The organism is Acinetobacter sp. MYb10 (assembly GCF_002980175.2).
Classification (GTDB): Bacteria; Pseudomonadota; Gammaproteobacteria; order Pseudomonadales; family Moraxellaceae; genus Acinetobacter; species Acinetobacter guillouiae.
In genome coordinates, this window is record NZ_CP058272.1 from 1,665,052 (window position 1) to 1,677,638 (window position 12,587).

General features: G+C 39.2%; 14 protein-coding genes. All 14 read right to left on the reverse strand.

Annotation, left to right across the window (positions count from 1 at the left end):
* Positions 1–6: 6 nt before the first annotated feature.
* Positions 7–2,337 carry an MMPL family transporter gene (locus CQZ96_RS07725; protein ID WP_171287890.1) on the reverse strand — a complete coding sequence of 777 codons (2,331 nt, stop codon included), beginning with the start codon at positions 2,335–2,337 and terminating at the stop codon, positions 7–9.
* Positions 2,312–2,911: a LolA family protein gene (locus CQZ96_RS07730; protein ID WP_228722807.1), complete on the reverse strand. Its 600-nt coding sequence runs from the start codon at positions 2,909–2,911 to the stop codon at positions 2,312–2,314. The genes CQZ96_RS07725 and CQZ96_RS07730 overlap by 26 nt, the downstream gene beginning before the upstream one ends.
* A gap of 57 nt (positions 2,912–2,968) precedes the next feature.
* Positions 2,969–3,388, reverse strand: a complete 420-nt coding sequence (locus CQZ96_RS07735) for an acyl-CoA thioesterase (RefSeq protein WP_105713043.1) — start codon at positions 3,386–3,388, stop codon at positions 2,969–2,971.
* A complete protein-coding gene (locus tag CQZ96_RS07740) occupies positions 3,378–4,937 on the reverse strand; it encodes an HAL/PAL/TAL family ammonia-lyase (RefSeq protein WP_105713044.1) in 1,560 nt (519 codons plus the stop codon). The genes CQZ96_RS07735 and CQZ96_RS07740 overlap by 11 nt, the downstream gene beginning before the upstream one ends.
* A 2-nt stretch (positions 4,938–4,939) precedes the next feature.
* On the reverse strand, positions 4,940–5,866 hold the full coding sequence (locus tag CQZ96_RS07745) for an acyltransferase (protein ID WP_105713045.1): 927 nt from the start codon (positions 5,864–5,866) through the stop codon (positions 4,940–4,942).
* Positions 5,859–6,614: a glycosyltransferase family 2 protein gene (locus tag CQZ96_RS07750; RefSeq protein WP_105713046.1), complete on the reverse strand. Its 756-nt coding sequence runs from the start codon at positions 6,612–6,614 to the stop codon at positions 5,859–5,861. The genes CQZ96_RS07745 and CQZ96_RS07750 overlap by 8 nt, the downstream gene beginning before the upstream one ends.
* A gap of 10 nt (positions 6,615–6,624) precedes the next feature.
* Entirely contained in the window at positions 6,625–8,313 is a 1,689-nt protein-coding gene (locus CQZ96_RS07755; RefSeq protein WP_105713047.1) for an AMP-binding protein, read from the reverse strand.
* A gap of 11 nt (positions 8,314–8,324) precedes the next feature.
* Positions 8,325–8,876, reverse strand: a complete 552-nt coding sequence (locus tag CQZ96_RS07760; protein ID WP_004722203.1) for a septation protein IspZ — start codon at positions 8,874–8,876, stop codon at positions 8,325–8,327.
* Positions 8,873–9,121, reverse strand: coding sequence for an acyl carrier protein (locus CQZ96_RS07765; protein WP_004819854.1), 249 nt, complete (start codon positions 9,119–9,121; stop codon positions 8,873–8,875). Before CQZ96_RS07765 ends, CQZ96_RS07760 begins: the two co-directional genes overlap by 4 nt.
* Positions 9,122–9,130: 9 nt before the next feature.
* Positions 9,131–9,391 carry a phosphopantetheine-binding protein gene (locus CQZ96_RS07770; protein ID WP_004819853.1) on the reverse strand — a complete coding sequence of 87 codons (261 nt, stop codon included), beginning with the start codon at positions 9,389–9,391 and terminating at the stop codon, positions 9,131–9,133.
* The gene (locus CQZ96_RS07775; RefSeq protein ID WP_004722208.1) at positions 9,375–10,202 is read right to left on the reverse strand and encodes a lysophospholipid acyltransferase family protein; all 828 of its coding nucleotides are present in this window, start codon (positions 10,200–10,202) and stop codon (positions 9,375–9,377) included. Before CQZ96_RS07775 ends, CQZ96_RS07770 begins: the two co-directional genes overlap by 17 nt.
* The gene (locus CQZ96_RS07780; RefSeq protein ID WP_004722209.1) at positions 10,196–10,819 is read right to left on the reverse strand and encodes a beta-ketoacyl synthase chain length factor; all 624 of its coding nucleotides are present in this window, start codon (positions 10,817–10,819) and stop codon (positions 10,196–10,198) included. The genes CQZ96_RS07775 and CQZ96_RS07780 overlap by 7 nt, the downstream gene beginning before the upstream one ends.
* 689 nt (positions 10,820–11,508) lie before the next feature.
* Positions 11,509–12,042: a hypothetical protein gene (locus CQZ96_RS07785; RefSeq protein ID WP_004722210.1), complete on the reverse strand. Its 534-nt coding sequence runs from the start codon at positions 12,040–12,042 to the stop codon at positions 11,509–11,511.
* A 60-nt stretch (positions 12,043–12,102) separates the two neighbouring features.
* A complete protein-coding gene (locus tag CQZ96_RS07790; protein ID WP_227515164.1) occupies positions 12,103–12,555 on the reverse strand; it encodes a hypothetical protein in 453 nt (150 codons plus the stop codon).
* Positions 12,556–12,587 lie beyond the last annotated feature (32 nt).

Below are 12,587 nucleotides of genomic sequence, written 5' to 3' on the forward strand. Positions count from 1 at the left end.
TTCACCTTAATGTTCAGTTCTTTGACTGATTAATTGATTTTGATTTAATTTTGAGTCTGCCGGCGTAAACAGCGTGGCATAGATAAACGAAAAAATTACCCCAAAAAGGACCGTTAACCCAAAACAATGTATTGCATAGGTATGGCTTAACGCCAATAAACCGAATCCCAACAACGTCGACATCATACAGAGAAATAATGCCATCCCGACCACATGCGGATGATCGTGCCCTTGACGGTAGAAAATGGCGTAATCCACACCAATCCCTAAGATGAGAAAAACCCCCATTACACTAAATAGATTAATCTCAACGCCCATCCATGCCTGTAATGCAAAAGTGCTCATCAACGCCAAAGTCACAGGCACCATCAAAGCGAACACCGATTTAATCCCATAGATCAGCATTAAACCGATCGCTAAGGCAATTAATGCATAGACAAAAAGATATTCAGCTTGGATACGATGGTCTTGAAATAAGCTCGATAAATTATGTACAGGACGAACCAGCTTATTCTGCTGATCTTGCAAAGCCTCTACGGCTGTTACATCTTTTATGCCTTGAATCAAAATCAATCTTTGCTGCGGATTAACCTGTAAAAATGCCAAAGGGTGGGCAGCAAACTGATCTAAATTTAGCAATGTTTGTTGAGACAATCTTGCTTGCCAACTCAGGACATCTTTCGGATCAAGTTGCATCGCGCTTGCATATTCCACCAGTACTGATTTTGGAATTTTCTGTAGCGCTTCAACATTCTGCTGTTGCTGTTCCAGCGAAGGAATCGTTTGCCCGATTGCTTGAAACCCGTCAATTTTGCCCTGTTGTTTTAACTGAGAAAGCGCATGGATTAAGTGTTGTTCTTGCCTTGCAAGATCCTTTGCTGAATTTGCATAAATTGCAAAATAATCACTGCCCTGCGCTTGCCCAAAACGCGAACGGATATATTGATCTTCCTGCTTTAAATGTTGATCCATGCTTTGCAAATTACGCACATCATCATTACTTTTGATCAGCAGCAAACTTGATCCTGAAACCACAAAGATCACAAAAATCAACAGATAACGCTTTGTTGCGTGCGCTAAAAAATAATTACGCCATGTGCCAATAAAGCTTAATCTGCGTATTGCGGGTTCAGCATTTAAGGCAGGTAAACGCGGTAGTAATAATAGACTGGTGATCCCTGCAGCAGTTAAGCCCACCATTGAAAATACGGCAATCTGCTTAAAGCCCGGAAAAGGTGTAAAACTTAAAAATAAATAAGCCAGCAATGTGGTTGAAAGCCCGATCAACAAACTGGGTAAAATCGGCTTTAATACGGCAAATCCATTGAGATGTCGTTGCTGTGATTGCATCGCCATAAAGTAAAAGGAAAAATCGACACATACCCCAATCAGACTTGCACCAAAAACCAAAGTCATCAGATGTATTTCGGAAAATATCCAGTGGGTTACCGCAAAAGCCACCATTGACCCTGTGGCAACTGCAATAAACTCGGTCAACATCGGGCGAATAGAGCGGAAACCAAACCAGACCAAAAGCAAGACACCGATACTCGAACCCACGCCGATTGTAGAAATTTCATTCTTTGCAGATTGGGTACCAAAATGCGAAAAAACAATTGTTCCAGTCCAGTGCGGTTTCACCCCGATCTTGCTCAATTGCTGATTAACATTAGTCATCCATTGGGCAGTTTGTTCTTGATACTCAATATCATAAGGACTTTTTAAAAGTTCTAAATTAAATAGTCGAGAATAGCCTTGCTCATCAGAAATTGTGGCAAAACCATCTTGTATTTCGATATTTGAATGCTGTTGCAGGCTTGCAAGCCCCATGGCATAACGTGGAAATAATAACAATGGATCTTGTTGAAGCAAGCTTTCAGTGATTGGCATGCCCGGACTCATGATTTGCATCAAACTTTGTTCAGTCAGTGCCGCATAATCTTGTTGTTTTAAGATTGCTTGATCTTGCGAACTAATTAAGCCTGCATGATGTGCATATAAAGTCTTGGCAAAATCTTCAGTATCAACTTGCGCTTTTAATGGCTTAAACAAATTCGACTGTTGGACACCAGCCCTTAATATCTGTGTTGCTTGCTCAATTTGTTCAGATGATTTTGCATCAATCACCAAGAACACTTTATTGTTCAATTGCTCACTGACATAGTGTTCGGTTTGCTCAAGCTGTTTGTCCTGCTTTACTTTTGGCAGTAAAGCAAAAATATTGGTCTGGATGTGAATGCCTTTTTGCATCCATGTAAATCCCAGCCCGATCGCAATGATGACTAAAAATATCAACCAAATTGCAGTGAGTTTATTTTGCCAATTGGAAAAGTGCATTCTCAGACGCCGATAAAGTTTGAGGTTGAGCCGTCTGCTGACTAAAATTAATAATCGTCATATTATTGGCTTGTTCAGTAATCACAATACGATTGACATAACGTCCACCTTGCGCATTCACTTTGACAAACAATTTTTTAAACAACGCGCTTTTCGGGGTCAATGTGACATCCCAAGCTGATGTTGTGTAATTGGCTGCAACCACATTAAAATTTTTGGCTAAGGCAGTTTCATTACCTGCCATTAACTGTAAAAACATAGTCGCCACTGAACCATATTGACTATTATCAATCTCAAGTTGACTCATTGTTCGCTGGGTTTTTTGTAGCAACTTCTTTGGGGTAACAATCAAATCTGCTTGAACAGGTTTTTGAATCTGCCAGATCACCCCTTGGCTTTTGGAAAATAAAACCTGCCCATTTGAGCTAAAAGTTTTATTTAACGAGGTAAGCTTTTTTTGCTGCTCAAAATGGGCGCGAACTACAGGTGTTTGGGAAAGCTGTTGAAAAATTTGCCCAACTTTAGAACTTTCCGCATAACTTGCCAATGGAAGTGCCGTCACAACCATAAACATCATACTGGTGATGATCAGTTTGATTTTATTTTTAAAATTCAACATTTTTCATGCCCCCTATTGGGTCTTAAATTCAGACCATGCATACAGGCGGTCTAAAAATATTTGTGGTGACTGAAAGCACATTTCTCGAGTTTCTATCTCAACTGCCACCTGACTGGTAAAACCTCTGGTGAGGCGTTTACCTGATTCTGCATCAAAAATCTGGTACTCGATTTTCAAACGGTTTTCCCATTCTTTTAAAGTCGCACGTACTCGGATATGCTGCCCAAAAATAATACCTTGCGCATAACGGACATAACTTTCAATCACTGGCCACGCATAACCTGAATCTTTCATTTGATTATAGTTATAGTCAAATTGATCCAGCAATTTGCAACGTGCAATTTCAAAATATTTGAGATAATGCCCATGCCAAACCACATTCATGATATCGACATCATGAAATGGAACATCAATAATGACATCAGCATACATCAGCGTTCTCCTGCTTGTGCTGCAACAGATTGCAGTTTAACAGGCTGAGATTTTCAAGATGATCGACAATCGCTTGCAGTTCTTTTTGCAATGGACGATCTTCTTCAACAAAATGAAATTCTTTCAGTACCCATTGTCTAAATAGACCCAACACTGGGCTTAATTGCTGTGCCAAACCTCTCAGTTCAATTGCTTGAACCGCAGCACAGCTCAATGCAGCAATCACTTGTTCAGTCAATAAAATCACCCGACTAGCATCACGTGCGGCAATCGTGCCCATACTGACTTTATCTTGATTATGGCATTCGGTTGAACGTGAAAAAATTGAAGCAGCAAGTGTTTGCTTAAGTGCTTCGGCAGTCCAAGCTGACACCCCTATCTGTACGGCTTTAAAGCCATGATTGAGTGGTAAGCGATCGGTTTTAGCACCAGTCAAATTACGTGGTAACCCATGATTCATTTTATGATCGACCAACTGTGCAAGCTGACGATCCATCAAATCAGCAATATTGGCAATCATAATTTTTAAGCTATCCATAGCCTGTGCAATATGTCCACCATAGAAATGTCCACCATGTAACACGCGTAAATTGATCGGATCAATTAAGGGATTATCATTACTTGAGTTCAATTCATTTTCAATAAATTGTCTAAGCCAAGTTTTAGAATCTTCAAATATTCCAATAATATGTGGTGCACAACGCAGCGAATAACGATCTTGCAAACGTGGACTTTGATGCTCTGTTTGTACTTTATCGTTTAACCATTCACGCAGTTGCTTGGCAATCTCCTGCTGACCTGCATGTGGTTTCTGAGCAAATAACACCTCATCAAAATGGCTTGGATTGCCCTCTAATGCCAACACATTTAATGCTGTAATTAAAGTACTTGCCAAACTAATCTGCTCAGCTTTTTTATAATTTAAACAGGCCATTGCGGTCATTACCGCAGTACCATTCATAATGGCAAGTCCCTCTTTGGGTCTGAGTGCCAAAGGCTGTATCGCATATTCAGCATAAACATCCGCAACTGCAACGATATTACCTTGATAGTAAACATCCCGTTCACCGACCAATGCCCCTGCAATATAGGACAATGGGGTTAAATCACCACTGGCGCCGACTGAACCTTCTGAAGGAATCACTGGAATAATATTTTCATTGAGCATCCAAACCAAACGCTCAAGTAAAGCATGTGATACCCCTGAATAGCCACGTGCCAAAGAGCATAATCGAGTTACCATCACAGCACGAGCAGTGATCAAGTCCAGATTTTGCCCTAAACCACAACCGTGAAAACGAGATAAATGCAAAGGCAACTCATTGACCTGATGTGCAGGCACTTCAACCAAACAAGAATCGCCATAACCTGTGGTTACCCCATAGATGACGCCTTCTTCTTGTAATAATTGATCGAGAAAATCAGCACCTCGTTGAATCAATGCCTGCCAACTTTCAGACTTAGGCAGCGCCACTTTGAGCTGTTGATTTGCGACAGCAACAACCTCTTCAATTGAAAGTGGTTTTTCTCCGATGACAAGTGTCTGCATTTTTATTTGTTCCAAAAATTATAAAAATTAAACCATTGATAAGGTGCATCTACGCAATGCTGTTCGACCAGTTGAACATAGCGTTGTATGACTTCAGCTATGGCTTGGTTGCGGGTTTGTCGCGGAAAATTAAGTTTTTGAGCGATTGAATGGATATGCACATGAAAGTTGTCTTGCTTGCGATAACAGAAAACCGCCAATATCGGAACTTTCAGTAAACTCGCTAAAATCCAAGGTCCTTGCGGCCAAGCGGACTCATCAGCTAAAAATTTAAGATTTTCGACACGTTGCGATTGAACTGGAACGCGATCTGCTGCCACGATGATCCACTCACCCTGATCCAGTTTCTCCTGCAAAAGAATCGCAGTATCAACGCCAAGTTCATCAACCGAAATCAGATGCACATCGGCTTTTTGATTGAGCTTTTTAAGAAATTCATTAAATTTACTGGCATGCTTTTGATAAACCAATACATTGATTTTTTGCTGATGATCAGATTTGATCGCACGTAGCAGTTCGATATTGCCAAAATGCGATACCACAATGATCGCACCTTTTTTATAATTTTCCCGAAAATGCGCATGCCCATGCAAAATCAGCTTTTCTTCTGCGACTTTTCCCAGCCAGCCTTCAATTTTATCCAAAATGCACTCACCAAATGTCATCAAATGAATATACGAATGACTCATATTCGGCTGATATGAAAATGGTGACTTTTCTTGAGCAAAATGATGCAACTTTTGTAAATAAAGTAATGAAGCCTGACGCGCTGTACGAGAAAAGATCCAGTACCACATGATGATGAAATACAGCACCAGCTTACACAAAAAACGCCCACCAAAACGATAAAAGCAAAGCATTAACATCAAAGGTAACATTCCACCCTTTTCTTTAAGCTCACTCCATCGTTTTGTATGTGATTCAGTCATGTGCTGAACCTTTGGTTTTTTGTGCCAACAGTTTAGGTAAGCGAATCAACATGCCTGCAAAAAGTCGCGCATGTGCTTTACTGAGTCCTAAATTATCTTTCCACAAATTAAAATGTGAAATACCTTGTTCTGGATAAATCACAGCAGTAGGTACGTTGATAAACTGAACTTGTTCCCACTTTAGACGCACTAAAATTTCACTGTCAAAACCCATGCGTGGTTGGAATTTTGCTTGATTGAGGACTTGAATGGTTTGATCAAGTGGATAAATACGAAAACCGCACATACTATCTTTGATTTCAAGTGACAAGCTATTAATCCAAACCCAGACATGGGTGACATAACGACCATACAAACGCTTTTTCGGCACCGTTTCATCAAAGATCGGCTGTCCCAAAATCATTGCTTGAGGATGTTGTGCTGAGATGGTGATAAATTTTTCAATATCCTGCCAATCGTGCTGCCCATCTGCATCAATTTGTAAAACATGTGTCCAGCCGAGATCTTGTGCTTGATATAAACCTGTCATCACGGCCTGACCTTTGCCCTGATTGGTCGCATGCTCAACCAGATATACATTTTTATGCTGCTGCGCCAATTCTTGCAACAAGGTCGAACATTCAATATCACTACCATCATTGACCAAAACCACTGGCAAACCATAAGGGTGAATATAGTCCAGTAATGCTTTGATATAATGCGGATGGTTATACACAGGAATCACAAAACCCAATCGATATTGCTGCATCATCTGTCTCCTAAGCGTTAACCGTAGTAGCAAAAACCAAACGTCCTGATGCTAAAGACTGTTCAGCCTGCTGCAATTGAAAACTGATTTTATCTGCTTTACGCTCAAGTTTAAGCAAAACCACGGCATGCGGTTGGATCAATTCCTGAAACTTAATTTGTTCCAATGCTGTACACCAATCTAGATCAGCCCAGATCTCTTTAGCGAACTTTTGAATAAAAGCAATTTGCCCAACACCAGGATAAATCGGTTGACCAGGAAAATGCCCATTAAAAGCAGCCAGTTCAGGAATAAACTCTAATTTAAATTCTGCGCTATTGGCATCAATATGCGATGCTAAAACCACGGGTAAATTTGAGTTTTCAAATAATGATTTCATATAATTTTTATTGAGCTTTGATTGGGAGTTTTTCGGTAATTGGCTTAAAAAACGCCACTGCCTCGGTATCGCAATATATTCCAATTTATCTGCAAGTTGTTGTTTTATTTTTGCGACAAATGCACGCTTATGACTGTGTCTAAGTTCTAATTGAGCTTGTTCAGACAATACCGCCACACATGCCAAAATTTGTCGATGATCCTTTTCAAAGATCAATGTATGACATTCACTGACTTCTGGCAATTCAACAATACCACTTTCAATAGAATCAAGACTTAAACGCTTTTCTTCAAGCTTAACAATACGGTCTAAGCGACCTTGAAGCTGAAACTGACTTTTTCGATCATCAGGCACAGACACTTCGACTTTATCTGCGGTATAGATCCAATCATTGATATACGCATGTTGAGTCAAGACACCCAGTTCACCTGCATCTGTAACGCTAATTTCGACATCTGCAAACGGCGTCCAAAGCGCCTCATCTTGTGTGCGATAAGCAATGCCACCCGTTTCGGAACTACCAAAAATTTCGGTGATACTGGCATTGAGCAGTGGACGCACTCCAGCATCTAATTTACCACCTGAAGAATAAACCACTGAATGCTGTTCAAGTAATACATCAGAGGTCCAACGTTTTAAAAGTGCTGGGCTGGAAACCACATAATGATTTGAACCAAAATGATCGTGACTTAAATGCTGTAACTTTTTTTGTGCTTCAACCACATCTTCAGGAAATGCCAATTGCGGATTATAAAAAGCTCTGCCACTGGCAAGTGGCCAAAGTAATTTAAACAATAGACCATAAATATGTTGATGACTGACTGTAGCAAGCGCCAGTGCATTTTCTGCTAGATCAAAACTTTGATCTAAACCTTGTACTTCATTAAGCAGCTGTTTTAGGGTGCGCGGAATCTTTTTAGGTTGCCCTGTAGAACCCGAAGTATAAAAAAACACTGCTGCACGATTTAAAAATGCATCATTTAGATCAATGTGTTGAGTATCTTCAACCACAGGATTAATCTGTTTATATTGTCGTTCAATAAAATAAATATTCTGAGCTGCTAAGCTTTTTTCCAAATCACGCACACGATTTGGCGGGAGAATAACCTGTTTATCCGCAAGCAAAACTGCAAAAAATAACACTAAAAAATCATAACTGTCATTTTGCCACAAGGCCCATGCACTTTCAGTGGATTGTTCAATGTGTGTTTTTTCACTCAACACTTCCTGCCAAAATTGGGAAAATGTTTTGACACTAAAATCAGAGGTGATACACAGACATTTTTCAGCATGAATGTGGCTTTGAAAATGACACAACATAAGCGTTTATTTTAACTCGTATGATTTTTAGCTTGATGAATTTTTCGCAGTACAAATTCACCTGCAAATAACAAACCCATCAAAAGATAAGAAATAAAACCATTATAAAGTACCCACATTTGGGTACTGCTAAATAACACTGTATAAAGCGCAATACAGGCATTTAAAATAAAAAAGCCACACCAAACAATCGTAACTTTTTTGGTCCAGATCACCCCAGACTCGGGCAAATCAGGTTCAACCAAACGTGCAAAACGCTCAATCATTGAGGGTGGTTTGATTAAGGTGGTCGCAAAAATTATCAACGCGCCCACACTCATCAATACTGGATACAGCTTTAACCAAGCATGATCTTTTAAAATCAAACTCAGCCCACCACAAATAATGGCAAACCAAGTTAATGGCCACATAAGATCACTTTTTTTAAAAAATAAGCGTGATCCACCGAGCAGAACCAACAAAGCACTCACCCAAATAAAATGACCATGCGCTAGGCTGTAGCCCACGATAAATGGGTAAAGTAGAAATAAGACGGTGACTCCACTGCGGATCAAATGCTTCATTCTGCAGACATATTTTGAATCACAACCACAACATCTTGCACTGTTCTGACATTTTTAAAATCTTCAGGTTTAACTTGCTTACCGGTTAATTCTTTAATTTTAACAACTAAATCAATAGCGTCGATGCTATCAACATCCAGATCAGAATACAGGTTTGACTCAAGCTGAATATCAGCAGGTTCAATTTCAAATAGTTCTTCCATCCACTCACGTAGATTTGTTAAGACGATTTCTTCAGATAACATAACGACCTCTTAAGCAGCGCGTTGCGCTTCAACCAAGTCCACTAAACTTTGCACAGAGGCGAAATGTTGCTTGGTTTCCTGTGATTCAGCATTTAAATGAATGTTATAGCGTTTTTTCAAAGCTAAACCTAATTCTAGGGCATCAATAGAATCCAGCCCTAATCCATCACCAAAGAGTGGTGCATTGGTATCAATATCTTCAATTGAAATATCTTCCAATGCCAGCACATCAATGATCATTTCTTTTAACTCATCAGCAAGATTGCTCATTTGTAGATAACTCTTGTTTAATTAACGCTTGATTAAATAAGTTGTGCAAAAAATGATTGAGCTGTTTCACCTGTTTTGAGTTAACAGCAGCATCATCCAATATATCGTGTACATGTACCGCATCTAACACTTTAATCTGAATGTGAAATGGTTCATTTGGAATGTGATACCACTTTTCATTTTTGGTCAGTGTCGAGGGCGTGCATTCTATCAAAATCGGACGAATTGGAACATTCGCTCGAATCGCAATATTTGATGCACCGCGTTGGAACTCATTCAGTGAGGCACCTCTTTCTGTTCGTGTCCCTTCTGGAAATATCAATAATGAGGCTGCATCTTTTTCTTGGAGTTTTTTAACGCAGTCCAAAATAAATTGCTCAGATCCCTCATTTAAAATATAACCTGCACTACGTACTGGCCCCAATGTAAATGGATTGCGCCAAAGTGCTTTTTTTACAATACAGTTGGCCTTTTCCATTAAGCCAATCAAAATCACCACATCAATCAAGGTTGGATGATTTGCAATGACTAACTCTTGACGGCTATGGGCCAGCTTTTCCAAGCCTTCGACCTCATAGGTCATGATGCCCAATTTAACCATCATTTCAGTAAAGCCTTTAAAGCTATATTTAATGGCTTTTTGCGCACGATCTTGTCTTTTTCTTGTATCAAATGTGCTCACTTTCACCAATGGTGCAACCACACCACCAATCACAATTCCGCCCAAGCCAAAACTTGCAAAACTAAAACCTGTAGCACCAACACGCCAAGCGTAATTTAACTTTTTCTTTACTTTATTGATATTTAGCATTTGACCCAAGCACCCTTTTCCTTCAGGTTTTGATTTTGCCAAAACGCATTAAAATCTTGAGCTTCTAAATATTTGCTTTGTTGCGGTTGCAGATTTTCTACAGCGATTTTTAAATTGGCATTTTCTAAACTGACCACTCCAGCCAATGAAAAAGCTTTAAAATTCTGATACTCATCGTATATTTCAGGCAATGCTTGGTCATAATAAATCACCAAGGCATTTTTAGCATTGTGGTGTGTTTTTAAATAAGCATAAGCTTCTATTAAAGCTTCAGACCATGATGCTGCCAAACTGGTCGCGAGCGTATCATCTTGACAAAATATAGAATACAAACCTGAAACTGCATTATGTACGGAAGTTGAAAAAAGTGTCGGAGATGGGGTCTGGTCTGAAAGGACATCTTTTAAAATTTTAAGTGTTTTTTCTTCATCGCCATATTGTGAGCTCCAAACAATATAGTCGACCTGAATCCCCTGCAAACTTTGAATTGCACTATTCAGTGCAATTTTAGCAATACTTGATAACCGTCTACGTTGCATCGCAGGAATTTTTTCAAGTGCTAAAAATGTATCACCATCTTCGCTCAAGGTGAGCCTAGAAATATTTAATTGAAGCATGTTTTATTCATCAACATCAGCTAATTTAATTGGCTTAAAAAGCCTTCTTTAGACAAATTATAACATTTGAATAACAATAAATACAAAAAATACAATTGAACTTTGTCTAATAATTAGTTCCTTAATTAAAAGATCCTCTTGCAACACTATTTTTTACTGCAACAGTTTATTCAATCCCATTTCATCAAGTGGCGTATTATACTTATAAAACTTATTTTAAAAGCTTGTTTACTGTTAATTATCGCTAAGTAATGCTATTTTTTTTAAATGTCTATGTTGATGGCATACTCAGGGTTTTATACAGAATATTAACTCGAAATAATACAGTATTTTGAACAGTCGATTGCTCTCTAAACAACATATCTTTGCTACAACAAACCTAAGCTTTGAACACAGCTATTTATACAACACTAGATTGTAATTTTACTGTAATTGCTGATTTTAAATCACAATCAATATTTTAAGCTGAACATTAAAGATCTTTCATAAATCAAAAAAATGATCATGTGGAGTAAAGCATTTTGGTATTGAAAATTCCTTCTCCCTCGGGAGAAGGCTAGGATGAGGGGGATTTTATGTTGATCTATGGTTTTAAAAAGGACTCATGGAACAAATTTATTGTTGGCATCCCTTTGCCATGGCTGATTGATTGCTACACGTCATGATCAGCCAAACATACATCTAACAAATCAGCCTGCTGCACTTTCCGCAACCCATTGTGAAAATTTACTTGGAACACCTTTGGTATTTTCATCAAAGCCAAAGAATTTAACACCATCTTCTGTATCTGAATAAGCCGCCATGACTTTACCTGTTTTGGTATTGATCGCAATGACGGCCTTACTCGAACCCGCCCCACGTGGGTCATAACCACTGCCTACCAGCCAATCACCCTGACGCTGCATTGCACTGGATACCACTAAAGCTGAAGTGAGATTTGCATATGATTTGCCAACTAATTGCTGAAAACGAGCTTTCCAAGGTGCTGCCTGTATAACGTCATGTGGGTGTTTACCATCTGGTTTCGCCATACCCGTTGTTGGAACAGGACGTGTACCGCACTTGCTTTTGATTTCTGACTCATAGCCGATATTACCAACTTCTTGCACATCGATAGTACGCCCAACCTTATCGGCACAGTCAGCCCATTGTTGTGGTGTTTTTGCCTGTGCAACAATTGGCGTAATCAGCATGCCCGCCAGTAAAAAACTAACAATTTTCATGATTTATTTCCTTTAAACTTTAAATATGTATTTAATTTAACATCGCGATAACAATGCGCTTTAATAACCTGAGCTTTTAACCAGTTTAGGGGTATCTGCTTTTTGGACTGATACCAATTTTGCCAAATCAGTACCATCACTTTCGCCCTTATAAACCGCATATTCTCCAACCGTTACAGTTGCATGTCCCGTATAGCCAATATAGCCTTCCTTGGGTCTTTTGTTGAGTTTTAATGCCTGAGCTGCCTGTTGAGTATCATTGAAACAAAACCAGCGTGAACGGCGATCATCCGGCTTACGCGGTATCAACTGATCTGAAGGCGCACTGGGATGAAAACAGATAACATCACCTGCCACTTCATCATCAAAATAATATGAATATTCTCCATTTACTGTAATTTGACCACGATATTGATCAAATTCCTGTGTGCTTTTTTGCAGTTTCAAGGCATCTGCATGTGCAAACAAGGGCAAAGCTAAAATACTGCCCAGTAAAAAATTAACCGCTTTCATCATTTTTATCCTTTAAAAAGATCCGATCTTTT